Here is an 18,588-nt window from a genome sequence, read left to right as displayed (position 1 = left end):
CTCGCCTCTTCAGCGCCAGACCGTGCCCGTCAGGTCGTACACCTCCTGGATGCTGCGCAGCGTCTCCTGGAAGTCGATCTGCAAATCCTTGAGCTGGCCGGTGCGCATGTCGAACACCCAGCCGTGCACCGAGGGGAAGCCGCGAGCCAGGAAGGACTGCTGCACCGCGGCCGTCTTGATGATGTTGATGCACTGCTCGGTGACGTTGAGCTCCACGAGGCGGTCGTAGCGCTGCGCCTCGTCCTTGAGGGAGTCCAGCTCGGCCTTGTGCAGGCGGTACACGTCGCGGATGTTGCGCAACCAGGGATTGAGGATGCCCAGGTCCTTGGGCTGCATGGCGGCTCTCACGCCGCCGCACCCGTAGTGGCCGCACACGATGACGTGCTTCACGTCGAGGTGCCGGACCCCATAGTTGATGACCGACATCACGTTGAGGTCGACGTTGTTGACCAGGTTGGCGACATTGCGGTGTACGAACACGTCGCCAGGCGGCAGGCCCATGATCTGATTGGCGGGCACCCGGCTGTCGGAGCAGCCGATGTAGAGGAAGTCCGGGCGCTGCTCACGCGCGAGCCGGGTGAAGAACTCGGGATCGGCGCGGAGCTGCTCCTCAGCCCAGCGGCGGTTGTTCTGGAAGATCTGCTCGTACGGAGTCACCGTCAGGCCCCGCGAAAGACTCGGTGCGGCTCATCCCGCAACCGGCCGGACGCTCGGTGGAGCCTCCGGCGGTACTACCCTCGCATGGCCGAGCCCGGGATGGCAGGGGAGTCATCGACTGGAGACCCGAATGCGAAGCTGGATCTTATGGATGTGCATGTGCCGCGTCCCGGGAGGGAGGCTCAGGCCTTCGCGGCGGTGGGCGGATGGCGCGGCAGCTTCAGCCAGAAGCAGGTGCCCTCCGTCTCCGTGGAGCGCACCTGCAGCACTCCCCCATGCGCCTTCACGATCTCATTCGTGATGTAGAGCCCCAGTCCCAGCCCCGAGCGCGAGCCCGAGCGGGTGCCATCTCGCCCGCGCACGAACGGGTCGAAGATGTGCTGCAACCGCTCGTCCGGGATGGGCGTGCCCAGGTTGTGCACCTCCACCCGGACTCCGTCCCCCTCGTCCCGCGCCACGACCCGCACCGCGCTGTCCTCTGGCGAGTACTGCACCGCGTTGCCCACCAGGTTGGAAGCCGCCTGGGCGACACGGTCCGCGTCCCACTCGCCCCAGCCGGTGCCGGACACGCTCAGCTCGAAGCGCTTCTGCGGATGCGCCACCTCCAGCTCCTCCACCACCTGATTGAGCACCTCGTGCACGTTCATCCACGTGCGCTGCAGCGTGTAGCCTCCGCCCAGCCGCGTACGCGTGAAGTCCAGGATGTCGCTGATCATCCGCGCCATCCGGTCCGAGGAGATGGAGATGCGGTTGAGCGCCTTGCGCTGAGGCTCGGACAGGCCGCCGTAGCGCAGCAGCAGCGCCGCGTTGCCCGAGATGGCCTGCAAGGGGTTGCGCAGGTCATGCCCCAGAATCCCCAGGAATTGCTCGCGGAAGAGCGCCGTCTCCCGAGCGGCCTCCTCGCGCTTGAGGCCCTCCTCGGCCCGCTTGCGCTCGATGGCGTAGCGCAGCGCGCGCACCAGCAGCGGACCCGTCACCTGGCCCTTCACCAGGTAGTCCTGCGCGCCCGCGTGCACCGCCCGCATCGCCAGCTGCTCGTCGTCCGTGCCGGTGAGCACCACCAGCGGCAGGGCCGGCGCGGCCTGCACCACCCGCTCGATGTTGGACAGCCCGTGCCCATCCGGCAGCGACAGGTCCAACAGCACCACGTCCAGCCCTGGCTCGCCCACCGCCGCGAGGGCCTCGGCCATGCGCGTCACGTGACGCACCTCGAAGCGGGCCGACGACACCTCCTTCAACTCCTCCTGCAACAGCCGGGCGTCTCCGGGGTTGTCCTCCACCAGCAGCAGCCGCAGGGGCTTCACCTCGTCCATGCTCATGGTGACCTCACTCCGCGGAGGGCAGCCGCACCACCGACAGCCAGAAGTCGTCGATGGAGCGCACCACCGCGATGAACTGCTCCAGGTCCACCGGCTTGGTGATGTAGCAGTTGGCGTGCAGATCGTAGGTGCGCAGGATGTCCTCCTCCGCCTTCGACGTGGTCAGCACCACCACGGGGATGCGGCGCAGACGCGAGTCCTCTTTGATCTCCGCCAGCACCTCGCGCCCGTCCTTCTTGGGCAGGTTGAGATCCAACAGGATGAGGTCCGGCCGCGACGCGTTGGCGTGAGGACCCTCGCGACGCAGGAAGGCCAGCGCCTCCACCCCGTCACGTGCGACGGAGAGGCGGTTGCTGACCTTGCCCTCCTTGAGGGCCTCGATGGTCAGGCGGACGTCGCCGGGGTTGTCCTCCACCAGGAGGATTTCAATGGGGCGTCCGAGGGTGTTGTCACTCATGGGGTGGTGCCCGAGGTTGAAGGGGTGGGGATCGCGGGCAGGGTGAACCAGAACGTCGTCCCCTGTCCGGGTTGGGAGTCCAGTCCGATGCGGCCGCCGTGCCGCTCGACGATCTTCTTGCAGATGGCCAGCCCGATGCCGGTGCCGGGGTACTCCTCCTTGCCGTGGAGCCGCTGGAAGATGACGAAGATGCGCTCGTAGTACTGGGGCTCGATGCCGATGCCGTTGTCCTCGACGGTGAAGCGCCACTCGTTGTCCTGGCGCTCGGCCTCCACCAGCACCCGGGGCGGCCTCTGCCCGCGGAACTTCAGCGCATTGCCCACCAGGTTCTGGAAGAGCTGAGTGAGCTGGGTCTCATCCACCATCACCTGCGGCAGCTTCCCCTGGATGATGGTGGCGCCCGTCTCGTCCACCAGCGCCTTGAGGTTGGCCAGCGCCTTGCCCAACGCCTGGCCGGAGTCGATGGGTTTGAACTCGTGGCCGCGGGTGCCCACGCGCGAGTAGGCCAGCAGATCCTGGATGAGCTGCTGCATGCGGTTCACGCCATCCACGGCGTAGGTGATGAACTCGTCCGCGTCCGCGTCCAGCTTTCCTTTGTAGCGCCGCGCCAGCAGCTGCGTGTAGCTGGCCACCATGCGCAGGGGCTCCTGCAAGTCATGGGAGGCCACGTAGGCGAACTGCTGCAGCTCCTCGTTGGAGCGCGCCAGCTCCCGAGCATGCTCCTGGAGGGAGACCTCGGCGCGACGGCGCTCGAGGCCCTGGGCCACCGCGTCAGCCACCGTGGACAGCGTGGCCAGCGTCTCCTCCTCCAAGGGCAGCTGGCCGAAGACAGCGAGCACCCCCACGAGCTGTCCGCGCACCAGCAGCGGAGCACCCAGGAAGGACACCAGCCCGTTACTCTCCGCCCAGACGCGCGAGCGCAACCGGGGATCCGCCGGCAAGTCATTGACCCGCTGCGGCTGGCGCGACTGGCCCACTGAACCGACGAGCGTCTGCCCCAGCTCCAGCCGGGACGGCACCGCCGAGAGGGGCGCGGCAGGGCCGGCGTTGCCCTCCAGCAGCAGCAGCTGGGCCTCGCGGTTGAAGGTCCAGAGCTGCACGAGGGGCAGCGGCAGGTTGCGGACCATCACCTCCGCGCAGGCCTGCATCAATCGGGACGGGGTGTCCTCCCGGGACAGCACCTCGCTGACCTCGGCGCGCAGGGCCTCGAGCTGGCGGGCGCGCTGCTCGCTCTCCAGCCGACGAGAAGTCTCCTCGGCGCGACGCTGGGCAGTGATGTCCGTGGTCGTGCCAATCCACTCGCGCACCTGCCCCTGCGCATCGAGCATGGGCACCGCGCGTGACAGGGTGACGGCCCAGCTTCCATCCGGCCGGCACACGCGCATCTCCACCTCATAGGGCTGCCGGATGGCCCGTGCCGCCTGCCACCCGCGCCGCACGCGCTCCTGGTCCTCGGGATGGACGACGGCGAGCCATCCATAGCCGTGATACTCCTCGCGCGGCTGCCCGGTGAAAGCGCGCCAGGTAGGCGAGTCCTCGAACACCTCCCCATCCGGCAGCGTCACCCAGACGGCCTGCGCGGTGGCGTGGATGAGCGAGCGGAAGCGCTCCTCGGCGCGCACGGCGTTGGTGTAGAGGCGTGCATTGTCCACCGCCAGGGCAGCGCGGCCGGCCAGCTGCTCGGCGAGGGCCATGTCCGCGGGGGTGAAGCGCCGGCCGGACTCCGCGGTGACGAGCGAGAGGGCCCCGAAGGTGCGGCCTCGGGCGGTGAGGGGCACGGTCAAGGCCGAGCGCAGACCCAGCTCGCGCGCAATGCGCAGTTGCTCGGCATCGCGCGAGCCCGCCACCAGCAGCTCGTCGGGGATGTCCGCGAGCAGCGAGGAGTGGCCGGTGCGGATGACCTCGTGGATGCCGTGAGGGTCCTTCGGGTCAGGCGGGTAGCGCCGACGCAGCTCGTGGGCCCACTTCACCTTGGCCGGGTCCACGTGCGCCACGGCGAGCAACCGGACGACGCCGTCCTCGCCCAGGATGTCCAGGGAGCACCAGTCCGCGAGCCGGGGCACGGCCAGCCGGGTGAGGGCCGCCAGAGTCGCCTCGTAGTCCAGGGAGGAGCCCAGCAGCACGCCAGCCTCAGCGAGGAGCTGTAGCGAGTCGGCGGTGCGCGTCTGGCCGTCGAGTTTCAGGGTCTGGTTCAACAACGGGGGCACGTCCGGGACGCGTCGCTCGGAGGGGTTCATGAAAGGGGACGGGGGACGTTAACAGGGCCAGAACAGCCAGCAGCGCCCCACCCCATTCCCACTCCCCCGCCTTTCAACCAGCGGACACTCCCGCGATACGGCAGCCCTCCCGAGGGCCGGAGTGTGGAGCACTCACCTGGCCGCTCCCCCTGGGGCCCGCCGCCCATGGCGTGGCCCGTGAGGGCGGTGCAGAGATGAGGGGAGAGCCGACGTGAGGAGGAAGCCATGGCCAAGGCGATGTGGAACGGAGCGGTGCTCGCGGAGAGTGCCACGTACGAGGTAGTGGAGGGGAACGTCTATTTTCCACGGGAGGCGGTGAAGCGCGAGGTGCTGAAGGAGAGCCACACGCACACCACGTGCCCGTGGAAGGGAGTGGCGAGCTACTACGATGTGGAGGTGGACGGGAAGGTGAACAAGGACGCGGCCTGGTACTACCCGGATCCGAAGGACGCGGCGCGCAACATCCGGGGCCATATCGCCTTCTGGAAGGGCGTACAGGTAGAGCGCTAGCCTCTCCCCTCTCCCAGGGCGTACAGGTGGAGCGCTAGCCTCTCCCCTCTCCCCCCGGGAGAGGGTCGGGGTGAGGGTATCTGTCCCCCGAGTTCCCCAAGTGGAAGGACCCCCTGGATGTCCTGGCTGTTTCCCTGCGCATTCCTCTCCGCCGCCCTGGCGCAATCCCCCACGCCCCCATCGGACACGAGGTCCGCCGAGCCCCCGGAGACAACGGTGGTGGCGCCGAAGGTGCCCACGCCGCTGAGCCGCACGCCGGCGGCGGTGAGCGTGGTGGAGCAAGAAGACATTCAGGAAGGCCGAGCCACGCTGGGCCTGTACGAGTCACTGGTGGGAGTACCGGGGCTGGTGACGCAGAGCCGCAACAACGCCTCGCAGGACCTGCGGCTGTCCATTCGGGGATTCGGAGCGCGCTCGGCGTTCGGCATCCGAGGCATCACCGTGCTGGTGGACGGCTTCCCGGAGACGCTGCCGGACGGGCAGTCGAACGTGGACAGCCTGGACATGGCCTCAGCGGAGCGCATGGAGGTGCTGCGGGGACTGGCCTCGTCGCTGTACGGGAACGCAGCAGGCGGAGTGGTGAGCATCACCACGGAGGACGGCCCGGAGCGGCCCTTCGTAGAGGCGCGCACGGTGCATGGGGACAACGCCCTGTGGAAGCTGAACGTGAAGGGCGGGGGCAAGAGTGGGGACGTGCGCTGGACGCTGGGAGCGTCGCGGCTGACGCAGCAGGGGTGGCGGCGGCTGTCGAGCACAGAGCAGGTCCTGCTGAACGGGAAGGTACGCTGGACACCGGATGGGCGCTCGGAGCTGAAGGCGGTGCTGTCGCTGGTGGACGCACCTGAGGCGGGGGACGCGGGCGGGCTGTCACGGGCGGAGGTGGAGAGCGACCCTCAACAGGCCTCGCCCCTCAATGCGCAGTACCGAGCGGGCGAGTCGGTGCGGCAGGGTCGGCTGGGACTGACGTACCGCCGGCGCCTGGGCGAGGAGCACGAAGTGGAGGCAAGCAGCTTCCTCGCGCTGCGAAGCTTCCAGAATGCGCTGCCCCAGGTGGTAGTGGCGTTCGATCGGACATTCGGCGGGGTATCGGTGCGCTACGGCAACCGGGGGCCGCTGCTCGGGCTGCGCAGCCGCTTCACGGTGGGGGCGGAGGTGCAATCCCAGGCGGACCGGCGGAAGAACTTCGACAACGCGGAGGGCTTACCAGGCGACACGCTGCAGCTCGACCAGGACGAAGGGGTTCTGGGCTTGGGCCTCTTCGCGCAGGAGGAGTTGGAGCTGCGCGAGCGCCTGACGATGGTGGCGGGGGCGCGGTACGACGTGTCGCGCTACACGGTGGAGGACTTCCTGAAGAGTGACGGGGACGGGACGGGGGCGCGGACGTTTCAGCAGCCAACGGGACGGCTGGGGCTCATCTGGGCGCCGAGACCGGAGGTGTCGGTGTTCGGGAGCGTCACGCAGTCTTTCGAGGCGCCGACGACAACGGAGCTGGTGGTGCCCGCGGGAACGGGCGGCGGCCTGTCGAGGGACTTGAAGCCCCAGCGCTCGAACGGGGTGGAGCTGGGGGCGCGCGGGCTGCTGTGGAGCCGGCTGCGCTACGACGTAGCGCTGTTCGCGGTGTGGATCCAAGACGGGCTGGTGCGCTTCGAGGACGAGCAGGCGCGCGCCTACTTCCGCAACACGGGGCGCTCGCGGCACCTGGGAGCGGAGGTGGCGTTGGAGGTGAAGGTGACGGAGGAGTTGCGGATAAAGGCGGCCTACAACGCGTTGCAGGCGACGTTCCGTGACTACGTGTCACAGGGCCGGCAGTTGAGGGGCAAGCAGGTGCCGGGGATACCGGCGAACCAGGTGAGCGCGGAGGCGGTGTACCAGCACGCGAGCGGGGCACGGGCAGCGGTGGAGGTCTTCAGTGCGGGCGGCATGTACGCGGACGACGCGAACACGGTGCGAGAGCACACGGCCTGGGTGGTGAACGCGAGGCTGGGGCACCGCTTCCCGATGGGGGGCTTCGAGGTGAGCCCGTTCCTCGGGTTCCAGAACCTGCTGTCGGCGCGCTACAGCGACAACGTGCGGGTGAACGCAAACCGGGGGCGCTACTTCGAGCCGGCGCCGCCCCTGTCCGTGTACGCAGGAGCAGGCCTGGCACACCGCTGGTAACACCGTGATAACACCCCTCCTATGACCGCCCCCGCCTCGAACCCGCTGCTCTCCGACCGCGACGTGGACTTCCAGCTCTACGAGGTGCTGGACACCGAGTCGCTGTGCAAGCTCCCAGCCTTCGCGGACCACTCGCGCGAGACGTTCACGCTCTTCCTGGACAGCACGCGCCGCTTCGCGAGGGACGTGCTCCTGCCCACGTACCGGCTGATGGACGCCGAGCCACCGGCGTTCCGGGATGGCCGCATCCACGTGCACCCGCTGATGCGCAAGCTGTACCCGCAGCTCGTGGAGCTGGGCTTGCTATCCGCCACCCATCCCGTGGAGGTGGGAGGCCAGCAATTGCCCATCACGGTGTACTCGCTGGCCTCGGCGTACCTGATGGCGGCCAACCTGAGCGCGTACGGCTTCGTCGGGCTCACCAGCGGCGCGGCCCACCTCATCGAGGCCTTCGGAAGCCCCTGGCTCAAGGACGAGTTCATGGCCCGGATGTACCGGGGCGAGTGGACGGGCACCATGGCGCTCACCGAGCCACAGGCGGGCAGCAGCCTGGCGGACGTGAGGACGCGGGCCACGCCGGCGGAGGACGGCTCGTACCGCATCACCGGCTCGAAGATCTTCATCAGCGGCGGGGACCACGACTTCACGGAGAACGTGGTGCACCTCACGCTGGCGCGCATCGAGGGCGCCCCGGCGGGGACGCGGGGCCTGTCACTCTTCGCCGTGCCCGCGCGCCGGCCCGAGGGCGGGCGGCTGGTGGACAATGACGTGCGGGTGGCGGGGGCCATCCACAAGATTGGCTGGAAGGGGCTGCCCAGCCTGGCGCTCAACTACGGCGAGGGCGGGGACTGCCGCGGGTGGCTGGTGGGCGAGGCAGGCAAGGGGCTGGCCCATATGTTCCAGATGATGAACGAGGCGCGCATCATGGTGGGCCTCAACGGTGTGGCGACGGCCTCGGTGGCGTACCACGAGGCGCTGGCGTACGCGCAGAACCGGCCGCAGGGACGCCCCGCTTGGGAGAAGGACGCGGCCCGGCCGCAGCGCCCCATCATCGAGCACGCGGACGTGCGGCGGATGCTGCTGCGGCAGAAGGCCATCGTCGAGGGAGGCCTGTCACTGCTGGCGATGGCCTCGTTTCAGGCCGACGTGGCGGCACACGGGAAGACGGAGGAGGAGCGGCGGCGCGCAGGGCTGCTGTTGGACTTGCTCACGCCGCTGGCGAAGACGTTCCCCGCCGAGAAGGGCTTCGAGGCCAACGCGCTGGCAGTGCAGGTGCACGGGGGCTACGGCTATTCGAGCGAGTATCTGCCCGAGGCGTACCTGAGAGATCAGAAGCTCAACAGCATCCACGAGGGCACCACGGGCATCCAGGGCTTGGACCTGCTGGGGCGCAAGGTGATGGCGGCGGGGGGCGAGGCAATGAGGGCCTTCGCGGAGGAGGCGGGGGCGACGGTGGAGCGGGCGCGGCGGGCGGGAGTGGACCCTGCGTGGGGCGAGGCGCTGGGCCGGGCGCTGCAGGAGGTGGTGGAGCTGACGATGGAGCTGGGAGCGGCGGGCATGGCGGGCGAGGTGGAGCGGATGCTGCGCCACAGCGCGGACTACATGGAGCTGTTCTCGGTGCTGGCGGTGGCGTGGCGGTGGCTGGCGCAGGCGGCAGCGGCGCGCGAGGGGCTGGCGCGCGGCGGCGAGGGCCGGGATTTCTACGAGGGGAAGCTGGCGGCGGCGCAGTACTGGCTGCACACGGAGCTGCCGCGGGTGCGCCATCTGGTGGCGCTGTGCCGCTCGGGGGAGGACTCGTACACGCGCATGCGGCCCGAGTGGTTCTAAGGTGTCGCACACGGGCAGACGGACGACCCTCACCCCGCCCCTCTCCCAGCGGGAGAGGGCCAAACCTGAGTCCCCTCTCCCTCTGGGAGAGGGCTAGGGTGAGGGTCTAGCCTCCCGAGGAACCGTGTCCGTCTCCTTTCACCTGTGCCAGCCCGGCCGTGGCGCCTCGTGCGGCGCCTGCTGCGGCCTCTACAACTTCCGAGACCACTCGCGCGCCACGCTCACCCAGCAGCTCGCCGCTCAGACCGAGGCCCTGCGCACCGTGCCCCACGAGCCGAACGCCTGGCACACCGCGGCCCGGGCCCTCCTGGAGTCCCGGCGCGAGAGCCCCCTCTTCCCCGCCGTGCGCGTCTGCCCGCTGCTGGGCTTCATCGACGCGGAGCACACACGGGTGGGCTGCCTCGGCCACCCGAAGGTGACGGGCGGCGCGGACCTGCGCGACTGCGGCGTCTACCGCGCCGACATCTGCGAGACCTTCACCTGCCCTTCCTTCACCTGGCTCTCCGACGCCCAGGCCCTGCTCGTCCAGGCTGCGTGCGCGGACTGGTATCTGTACGGGCTCGTCATCACCGATGTGGAGTTCGTCCGCGGCTGCCTGCGCTTGCTCGAGTGGGAGCTGGCGGGACCCGTGGACCCCGAGGTGCTCGCCGCTCGCCCCGAGACGCTCGAGGCTGTGCGCCAGCTCTTCGCCCTGAAGGAGACCGCGCCGGGCCGTGGCACCCACGCCGCAGTGTTCGGCCGCTTCACCCCGGACACCGAGGGCGAGCCCCTCTCGCGCACGCTCGACTACGCCGCGCTGGGTGCACGCGCTGCCCCCGAGGATGAGGTGGTGCTGTGCCTTGGGTATGTGCCCACGCACCAGGAGGAGCTCACCCGGGCCCGCGAGCTCGTCCGCACGCACGTGCGGGCCGTGGCCCACGCCCTGGGAGCGTAACGCCATGGACAACCTCACCCATGGATTGCTGGGACTGGCCCTCGGCGCCCTGCGCCGGCCCGACGCCCCCGCCGGCTCGCCCCTGTCTCCCACCGACAAGGCCGTGCTCCTCGGCTCCGTCCTCGCCGCCGAGCTGCCCGACCTCGATACCCTTCTGCCCGCTGCGAACTCGGTCGACCACGCCCTGCGCGCCCACCGCGGCCTGTCGCATGCGCTCGCATTCGCCCCCGTGGTGGCTCTCGCCGCCACCGGGCTCGCCCTGCTCTTCTTCCGCCGCGCCCGCTTCCTCCCCGTCTACCTCTCCAGCCTGCTCGCGCTCTATGGAGCCCACCTGTTGCCCGACCTGTGGACCGGTTGGGGCACCCGGCTCCTCCTCCCCTTCTCCGACCGCCGCCTCACGCTCGACTGGACGATGGTGGTGGACCCGCTCGTCACCCTGCCCCTGCTCGCCGGCGCGATATGGGCCTGGCGCCGCCGGGCGCAGTGGCGGAGGGCGCTGCTCGTGGGACTCGCGTGCTCAGCCGCGTACGTGGGCCTGCGCGTTGTCCTTCAGGCCACGCTGACGTCCCGGGTGCACGAGGCCTGGCCCTCGGCGGAGCGGGTGCAGGTCTTCCCCGCGTGGTTCTCGCTCACCACCTGGCGCTACGTGGCCGTGCTCCCCTCTGAGTACATCGCTGGCTCGGTGTCTCCCGGCGAGCCCCCGCGCGAGGAGCGCCGCCTGCCGAGACCCGCGATGGACACGCTCCCCGCTTCCGTGCGTGCCGTGCCCACCGTGCATGAGGCGCTCGCCTGGGCCCGCTTCCCCGTCATCTCCTCGGCCACCAGCGCGCAGGGCCGCACCGTGGTGCGGATTGGAGACCTGCGCTACCACCTGCGTGGCGAGCCGACTCTCACGTTCGTCCTGGAGCTGGCGCCGGACCTTTCGGTGGCGGACGCACGGCTCGAGCGCGGAGGAAGTGCGCGCGAGTTGATGGAACGGTGGCGCGGGCCGCGTGGGGGGAACCCATGAGGCGGATACCCTCACCCTAGCCCTCTCCCGGAGGGAGAGGGGATACACACGGGCGCACGTTGGCTTGCCTGCTTTCATCGCCTCCGTGCGGTGAGCGCTGGTGGACAGCCGCCCGGCCGGGTGGCTTGCCGTGGTCGTACCGGCGCCCCACCTTCCCCGCGGGCAAGGGTGGGGGTGAGGGGGATGGCGAAATGGGTGGGGTGGGGACTGCTGGGCTGCTGTGTCCTCTGTCTTGCTGGGTGCCGGAAGCAGGAGCCGAGAACGGATGTCACGCAGGTCGCGGTGGCCGCAGAGGCTCCCTCCGAACCCGCTCCCGTCCAGACCATCGACGTCGTCGAGCTGCCAGAGCTCGCGGCCCCCGCGACTGAAACCCAACAGGCCGAGCCTGGAGGAGAGCGCCTCGCGGACGAAACGGACACGGAGACTCCGCCCTCGCAGCTGCTGGAGACAGACTCCGGGTCCTGGGAGAGGCCGGGGAGCCAGGCTGACCGCTCCCTCATGGATGACGAGGACCGGGTTGGCTTCCTCGAGGCCGCGGAGGCGGCACGTGCCGGCAACGCGAGCATCTCCCCCACCGAGCCCGCCGAGGAGATCACCATCGCCACCGGCACCGTGGACGGCCGGGTGAAGCGCGTGCGCCCCGGCACCATCGAGGTGAGCGACGACGAGGGCAACATCTACGAGCTGCGCATCGACGGTCGCAGCCGCGGTCTGCGCCGGGGCCGGCACATCCCGCTGAGAGACATCACCGAGGGCACTCCCGTGCGGGCCTCGTTCGACCTGGTGGGCGGAGGCGAGAGCCTCGCGCGTGACATCCAGCTCCGGCGGTGAGCACGCCCCACGGTGCTCCGGAAAAAGAAAGCGGGCGGCCCCCGAGTGGAGAGCCGCCCGCCGTCAACCCATCCTGCTCACCGTGACTACGGCTTGGTGTAGCTGAGGTTCAGGGTGTACGTCGCCGCGGTGTAGCCGCGCACCATGACGTACGCGCTGGTCGTGCCCGCGGGCACCGTCAGGTCGCACGTCTCGGAGGCGCCGGAGGTGTACGGACGGCAGTTGTAGGTGCTGGTCGTGGGCGCCGCGCCGAAGCGGACGTAGAGGTCCGGGTCACCCGAGCCCGACATCACCACCTTGAACTTGGTGCCAGCCACCACGCTGTACGGGCCGAAGTTGTCCGCCGCGCCCGAGGCCACGCTGTCGTTGATGGTCTGGGTCACCGGCGTGCCGCCACCACCTCCGCCAGTACCGCTGTACGTGCCCGTGAAGGTGACGCCCGAGTACGACGAGTAGGGGTTGAGCATCACGTACCAGGTGCCCGCGGACGGGTTGGTGAAGCTGCAGCTCTCCGTGTTGCCACCCGTGTACGGACGGCAGTCGTAGGTGCTGGCGGTGGGCAGCGCGCCGAACTTCACGTGCATGTCCGCGTCACCCGTGCCACCGCTCATGTTGAACACCAGGTTGGACTGACCGGCGGGCACATCGAGCGAGTAGTACTTCTTGCCACCGGAGATGCCGGTCACCGCCACGCCGTTGGTCAGCGGGTTGATCACCGGCGGCGGAGGCGGCACGCCCACGGCCTTCCAGGCCTCGTCCACGGCCAGGGACTCGGCCGAGCCCGCGCCGTAGAGCGCATCAGCGGCCTGGATGGTGTACGTCTTGGCCTGCTCGAAGGTGGTGCTGGCGGTGAAGAGGTCCGTGTTGGCCTTGTAGAAGATGCGGCCGGCCTTCTCCGGGCCAATGACCGGAACCACGTTGGTCGACTTGCCGCGCGGGTGCGTGCCGCCCTTGGTCAGCAGCGAGAACACCAGGTTGCTGATGCCCGAGCTGTAGTGCACGTCCACGCCCGGGGCGTAGTCGCCGTAGAAGTCGAGCGAGACCCCGTCCTTGGCCGGGTCATCCATGTAGCGGAGCGCGTCGTTCGCGGTGGCCGGCGTCCAGATGTCCTCGCCAATCATGAACACGTCCGCGTCCACGGCCCAGCTGCGGTTCCAGCTCTCGCACACGCCGGCGAAGATGTCGGACATGGACTCGTTGAGACCGCCGGACTCACCCGAGTAGATGAGGTCCGACTCGGAGTCCGTCACGGCGTGGGTCAGCTCGTGGACGGTGACGTCCAGGTCCTTGCCCAGCTCGATGGAGTCCACACCATTGCCATCGCCGTACACCATCTGGGTGCCGTCCCAGTAGGCGTTGACGTAGTTGGAGCCGTAGTGAACGGTGCTGGTGAGCGTGGCACCCGCGTTGTCGTACGAGTCGCGGTTGAAGAGCGTCTTGTAGCAGTTGTAGGTAACGCCCAGCATGTCGTAGTTGATGTCGACATGGGCGTCTCCGATGGCCGCCTGGCCCTCGCTGCGCTTGAGCGTGCCGGGCGTGCTCGAACCGTTGTTGGCCGAGTACACCCGACGATTGAGCGCCGTGTGAATGAGCGGGTTCTCCAGCAGGACGCCACCGCGCTGCGCGTCCACGTAGACGAGATCGTCGGCGGGGATGCCGTCACGCTCGCCCTTCACGCGCACCTCGTAGGCCAGCCGCAGCTCCTGGCTACGCTCGGGGCGCAGGTAGACCAGCTTCGCATCACCCTGGGAGGAAGCACCGCGCGCGCTGGAGCCGGCCACAGCCGCGGTCAGCGCGGCCTCGGGGGCCACCGTCGCGGCAGCGGACACCTGCTCCCCCGTGCGGGCCGAGCCGTTGATCGCATAGATGTTGCCCGCGCGATCCGCGTGCACGACGACCTCGCCACCCACCACCTTCAGACCGTTGAGGGTCTGCTGGAAGCGCACGTGCCGGTGGCCCTGCTCGTCCACGGAGGAACGCTTGAGCACCAGGTCCTCGCCGCTCACGCGGAATACCGGCGCGATGTCCGTTACCGCCTCGCGCAGCTCGTCCCGGGCGCGAAGCTCGCCCACGGCGCCCGCGGGCGACAACCGGCCCAGCTTGCCCGTCACGGCGTAGGGAACGCCGGCCTCGCTGCCCACCACGCGCACGTCCTTGAAGCGCGCCAGCGCCGCCTGGACGTCCACGTCCTTCTCACCCGCCCGAACCGCCTCCTCGTTCACTTCCGCCGTCGAACCGCAGGCAGCAAGGCTCGCGCCCAACCACGCCACGCACAGCGTCCGCATCACTCGATTGGCCAATTCACTACTCCTCGTAAGAAGAGACTGTTCACTTGAACTCCAATTTAAGCCGTGAACAAGGGGTTATGATGGTTTTCAGGAATTTTTCTGCTTCATGGGTTGTAAACGCTGGCCCCATGACACTTGTCTCCGCGCGGGAGAGATGGAACGGTGCGCGATTTTTTCACGCGGGCCGGACTGTACTGGCCGCGTGCGTGCTCTCGGCGCTGGTGGCATGCGCTCCCCGCCAGGTGAGGCCGCAGGCGCCGCTGCCACCACGAGTCACCGAGGAGCAGGCGACACAGCTCGTGCCCCCGGATGAGAAGGACCGGGAGGGCTGGGCGGCGGATGTGCTGGCGGCGCTGGAGGCGCACCGGCTCTACCCCTCGGCGGAGGCGGTGTGCTCGGTGCTGGCCGTCATCGAGCAGGAGTCCGGCTTTGAGGCGAACCCGGCAGTGCCGGGCCTGGCGCGCATCGTTCAGCAGAAGCTAGAGGCGTATGCGGACAAGCTGGGCCCGCTGGGGCCGCCGGCGATCAAAGGACTGCTGGAGGGAAAGGGGCCGGGCCAGACGCGCACCTTCGAGCAGCGGCTCGCGCAGGTGAAGACGGAGCGGGACCTGGATCGCATCTTCCGCGAGCTGCTGGAGTACTACGAGACGGAGTACCCGAAGACGTACATCGCGGCGCAGCTTGCGAGCAGCCTCTTCAAGTCCACGCGACTGGAGGACCTCAACCCCATCACCACGGCGGGCTCCATGCAGGTGAGCGTGCGTTTCTCGGAGGAGCTGGCCGGAGGGGACGAGCGCGCGCTGCAGAGGGTGCGTGAGGAGCTCTACACGCGGGGAGGAGGGGTGTACTACGGCACGGCGCGGCTGCTGGGCTACGAGGCGCACTACAGCGAGCCGCTCTACCGCTTCGCGGACTACAACGCGGGCTTCTACGCCTCGCGCAACGCGGCGGTGCAGGCGCAGATAAGCCGCCTCACCGGCATCAAGCTGGTGACGGATGGAGACCTCCTGGCCTACGACAAGCAGGGCGAGCCGGTGGACGCGGACAGCAACTCGCTGAAAGCGATTCTGGCCTTCCGGGAGCGGTACGTGCCGGACGACGTGAGCGAGCGGCGGGTGCGCAAAGACGTGGAGAAGGAGAAGGAGCTCGCCTTCGAGGAGACGGACACCTGGAGCGCCATCAAGCGCGTGTACCAGGAGGAGACGAGCGAGACACCGGCCTACGAGCAACTGCCCACGGTGGTCATCCGAAGCCCGAAGATGAGCGGGGAGAAATCCACGGCGTGGTTCGCGCAGTCGGTGAACAGGCGCTACCAGAAGTGCATGAACCGCTACGCGGCGCTGCCGAAGTAGGGGGACAGCGGCACTGGGGAAGACCCTCACCCCGACCCTCTCCCAGAGGGAGAGGGCCAGACGTAACTCCCTCTCCCTCTGGGAGAGGGCAGGGGTGAGGGTATGCGCCTACTGCTTCTTCGCCGCCGTCCGAGGAGCGAAGTGCGGGTCAGTGATGCTCATCTCGGTCACAGGGCCGTACTTGCGAGCCACGTCGCGGATGGCCGCGGCCTTGCCGATGAACACCACGGTGAGGTCGTCCTGGGCGGGCATGACGCGCTGAATCGCAGCCTGGATGCGAGCCTTGTCCGCGGCGGACACCTTGGAGGCGAACTCATCCACGTCGTTCGAATCCAGCCCGTAGAAGGCGAGCTCGGACAGCTTCGAGGCGATCTGCTGTCCCGTCTCCAGCGTAGGGGGGAACTGGCCCAGCACGTACTCCTTGGCGGAGGCGAGCGTGGCGTCATCCAGGCCCTGCTGGCGGTAGTTGGCGAGCACGTCCAGCGCCATATCCAGCGCCTGGCCGGTGGACTCCGTCTTCGTATACGAGGAGATGGCGAAGGGGCCCGGCTGGATGTTGGGCAGCACCATCGAGCCGGCGCCGTAGGTGAGGCCCGACTTCACGCGCAGCGCCGTATTGAGCAGCGAGGTGAAGCGACCACCGAGCACCGTGTTGGCGAGAGCCACATTCACGCGCTCGGGGTCGGTGCGCGAGATGCCGGTGTTGCCAGCCCAGAAGTACGTCTGCGTGGCGTCTGGCTTGTCCACCAGCAGCACGCGCCGACCCTTCACCGGACTGGTGGAAGGAGCCACCGGGACCTGAGCACCCGCGCGATTCCAGCCACCGAGCGCCACCTCGAGCTGCTTCGCGAGCTTCTTCGCATCGAAGTCGCCCACCACCGAGAGGATGAGCCGGTCTCCGCCCAGGTGCGACTTCGCGTACGCCAGCACATCCTCGCGCGTGAGCGTAGCCAGCGAGGCCTCGCTGCCGCCCACCGGCCGGCCGTAGGGGTGCGGCCCGAAGTGGAAGGCCTGGAAGTAGGTGCCGATGACGCCGCGAAGATCTCCGTCCTTCGCCGCGGCGAGCTCCGACACCATGCGCTCGCGCATCTTCTCCAGCTCAGCGGCGTCGAAGCGAGGCCGCATCAGCATGTCCGAGAGCAGCTCCACCATGAGCGCGGTGTCGCGCGCCATGAACTGCCCGCCGATGTCGAGCGACTCGCGGCCGGAGTACACCCCGAGCACACCGCCCACGCTGTCCACCGCCTCGGCGAACTGCGCGGCGTCACGCTTGCCGGCGCCCTTCTGGAGCAGCTCGGCGGCGAGCGCGGCCACGCCCTCCTTGCCCTCCGGGTCTCCGAGCGCCCCGCCGCGCACCTTCGCGCTGAAGGACACCAGCGGCACCTCGTGCTTCTCCACCAGGAGCAGCTTCGCGCCGTTCTTCAGCTCCAGCACCGTGGCCTTGGGCAGCTTCACCGCGTCCTGCGCCGCGGCCTTGCGTACCTGCTGCGCCGTGGGGCCCTGGACCTTCGTCTCCTGAGCCCCCGCCGTGGAGGCCACCAGCAGCGCCGCGAGCGCCACCTTCCCGTTCAGCACCTTCATCGCGCCGCCTCCTTCTTCGCCTCGTCCGCCGCGGCCTCGGGCACCAGCACCCCCACCGAGCGGTTGTTCTTCGAGAACACCTTCGCCGCCACCTTCTGCACCTGCTCGCGCGTCACCGCCTCATAGTGCTCCGGCGCTTGGAAGAGCTTCTGCCAGTCCCCGTGGAACACCTCGTAGGTGCCGAGCGCCTGCGCCCGGCCACTGTTGGTCTCCAGGCTGCGCCAGAAGTCCGCCACGACGATGTTCTTCGCCTTGCGCAGCTCCGCGTCAGTGACGCCCGCGGACACCACCTTCGCCAGCTCCGCGTCGAGCAGCGCCTCGGCCTTGCCCAGATCGCCTCCCGGCGGCAGGTCCACCAACATCCACGTGAGCGAGGGATCGAACCCCGCGCCCCGGTACCCCGCCACGCTGATGGCCACCCGCTCCTCCTCCACCATCCGCCGGTGCAGCCGCGAGGAATCCCCCTCGGTGAGGATGCGCACCAGCAAGTCCAGCGCGGGCGCCTCGGCGTCGCTGGCCTTGAGGCCGTGGAAGGCCATCTGTAGCAGCGGCGCCTGGGCCAGCTTGCGCACCACCACCCGGCGCTCGCCCTGCTGCGGCGGCTCCTGGGTGCGCACCGGCTCGGGCTCGGGCTGGGCGGGGATGGGCTCGAGGTACTTCTCCGCCAGCGAGAAGATCTCCGCGGGCGTCACCGCGCCCACCACGATGAGGGTGGCGTTGTTGGGCGCGTAGTAGGTGCGGAAGTAGCGCTCCAGGTCCTCCTGCTTCCAGCTCTCGATGTCCGAGGGCCAGCCGATGACGGGGAACTGGTAGGGGTGGGCCACATAGGCAGTGGCCTGCACCTGCTCCATGAGCATCCCGCCGTTGTTGTTGTCCACGCCCGAGCGCCGCTCCGAGTAGACGACGCCCCGCTCGCTCTCCACCACCTTCGGGTCGATGGCGAGGTGCTGCAGCCGGTCCGCCTCCAGGTCGAAGATCTTCTCCAGCGCCGAGCGCGGGAACCAGTCCTGGTACACGGTGACGTCCTCGGAGGTGTAGGCGTTGTTGCGGCCGCCGTGCGCCTCCATGACGCGATCGAACTCACCCGGGCCGTACTTCTTCGCGCCGTTGAACATCATGTGCTCGAAGAAGTGGGACAGGCCGGTGATGCCGGGGCGCTCGTTGCGGCTGCCCACGCGGAACCAGTTGTAGAGCGCGACACTGGGATTGTCTGGGTCTGCCCAGACGATGACCTTCAACCCGTTCTTCAGCGTCTTCGTGGTCACCTGGGCGCCGGGCTTCGGAGCGGCGGTGGTGGCCGCCGCCTCGGTCCTCGCGGACCGTCCCTGGGCGCACGCAGCCGTTCCGGCCAGCAGCACCAACCCCGTGACGAGCAACTTCTGTCTGAGCATCCGCTCTCCCTCCATGCCGCGAAGAGCCCCCCCAACGG

14 protein-coding genes are annotated in these 18,588 nt (G+C 69.1%); 7 read left to right on the top strand and 7 right to left on the bottom strand.

The annotated features are described in order from the left end of the window. Window positions 1–9 precede the first annotated feature (9 nt). From OV287_RS05765 to OV287_RS05750, 4 genes are all read right to left on the bottom strand, one after another. Complete coding sequence (locus OV287_RS05765; RefSeq protein ID WP_267532971.1) at window positions 10–657, bottom strand: carbonic anhydrase; 648 nt, start codon at window positions 655–657, stop codon at window positions 10–12. A 182-nt stretch (window positions 658–839) separates the two neighbouring features. Beyond that, window positions 840–1,976: a hybrid sensor histidine kinase/response regulator gene (locus OV287_RS05760; RefSeq protein WP_267532970.1), complete on the bottom strand. Its 1,137-nt coding sequence runs from the start codon at window positions 1,974–1,976 to the stop codon at window positions 840–842. 7 nt (window positions 1,977–1,983) lie between these two features. Next, window positions 1,984–2,433, bottom strand: a complete 450-nt coding sequence (locus tag OV287_RS05755; RefSeq protein WP_267532969.1) for a response regulator — start codon at window positions 2,431–2,433, stop codon at window positions 1,984–1,986. Further along, a complete protein-coding gene (locus tag OV287_RS05750) occupies window positions 2,430–4,628 on the bottom strand; it encodes an ATP-binding protein (RefSeq protein WP_267532968.1) in 2,199 nt (732 codons plus the stop codon). The genes OV287_RS05755 and OV287_RS05750 overlap by 4 nt, the downstream gene beginning before the upstream one ends. 267 nt (window positions 4,629–4,895) lie before the next feature. Between OV287_RS05750 and OV287_RS05745 the strand changes: the two genes are divergently transcribed. The 6 genes from OV287_RS05745 (at window position 4,896) to OV287_RS05720 (ending at window position 11,938) form a co-directional block, all read left to right on the top strand. Continuing rightward, a complete protein-coding gene (locus OV287_RS05745; protein ID WP_267532967.1) occupies window positions 4,896–5,180 on the top strand; it encodes a DUF427 domain-containing protein in 285 nt (94 codons plus the stop codon). 117 nt (window positions 5,181–5,297) lie between these two features. Next, window positions 5,298–7,337: a TonB-dependent receptor family protein gene (locus OV287_RS05740; RefSeq protein WP_267532966.1), complete on the top strand. Its 2,040-nt coding sequence runs from the start codon at window positions 5,298–5,300 to the stop codon at window positions 7,335–7,337. Between the two features lie 21 nt (window positions 7,338–7,358). Next, window positions 7,359–9,164 (top strand): acyl-CoA dehydrogenase, encoded by a 1,806-nt coding sequence (locus OV287_RS05735; RefSeq protein ID WP_267532965.1) that lies wholly within the window; start codon window positions 7,359–7,361, stop codon window positions 9,162–9,164. A gap of 124 nt (window positions 9,165–9,288) precedes the next feature. Then, window positions 9,289–10,098, top strand: coding sequence for a hypothetical protein (locus OV287_RS05730; RefSeq protein WP_267532964.1), 810 nt, complete (start codon window positions 9,289–9,291; stop codon window positions 10,096–10,098). Window positions 10,099–10,102: 4 nt separating this feature from the next. Continuing rightward, on the top strand, window positions 10,103–11,107 hold the full coding sequence (locus tag OV287_RS05725) for a metal-dependent hydrolase (protein WP_267532963.1): 1,005 nt from the start codon (window positions 10,103–10,105) through the stop codon (window positions 11,105–11,107). 183 nt (window positions 11,108–11,290) lie between these two features. Next, window positions 11,291–11,938, top strand: coding sequence for a hypothetical protein (locus OV287_RS05720; RefSeq protein ID WP_267532962.1), 648 nt, complete (start codon window positions 11,291–11,293; stop codon window positions 11,936–11,938). A gap of 86 nt (window positions 11,939–12,024) precedes the next feature. Here OV287_RS05720 and OV287_RS05715 read toward each other — a convergent pair whose 3' ends face one another. Then, entirely contained in the window at window positions 12,025–14,238 is a 2,214-nt protein-coding gene (locus OV287_RS05715; protein WP_308809548.1) for a M4 family metallopeptidase, read from the bottom strand. 116 nt (window positions 14,239–14,354) lie between these two features. Here OV287_RS05715 and OV287_RS05710 point away from each other — a divergent pair, with 116 nt between their 5' ends. Next, window positions 14,355–15,578, top strand: coding sequence for a DUF1615 family protein (locus tag OV287_RS05710; RefSeq protein ID WP_267532961.1), 1,224 nt, complete (start codon window positions 14,355–14,357; stop codon window positions 15,576–15,578). A gap of 108 nt (window positions 15,579–15,686) precedes the next feature. Here OV287_RS05710 and OV287_RS05705 read toward each other — a convergent pair whose 3' ends face one another. Further along, window positions 15,687–17,159 carry a M16 family metallopeptidase gene (locus OV287_RS05705; protein ID WP_267532960.1) on the bottom strand — a complete coding sequence of 491 codons (1,473 nt, stop codon included), beginning with the start codon at window positions 17,157–17,159 and terminating at the stop codon, window positions 15,687–15,689. After that, window positions 17,156–18,550 carry a M16 family metallopeptidase gene (locus OV287_RS05700; protein ID WP_267532959.1) on the bottom strand — a complete coding sequence of 465 codons (1,395 nt, stop codon included), beginning with the start codon at window positions 18,548–18,550 and terminating at the stop codon, window positions 17,156–17,158. Before OV287_RS05700 ends, OV287_RS05705 begins: the two co-directional genes overlap by 4 nt. Window positions 18,551–18,588 lie beyond the last annotated feature (38 nt).

Source organism: Archangium lansingense (assembly GCF_026626635.1).
GTDB lineage: Bacteria > Myxococcota > Myxococcia > Myxococcales > Myxococcaceae > Archangium > Archangium lansingense.
The sequence above is the reverse complement of the archived record's forward strand: the minus strand, read 5'-3'. Positions and strand labels throughout refer to the sequence as shown.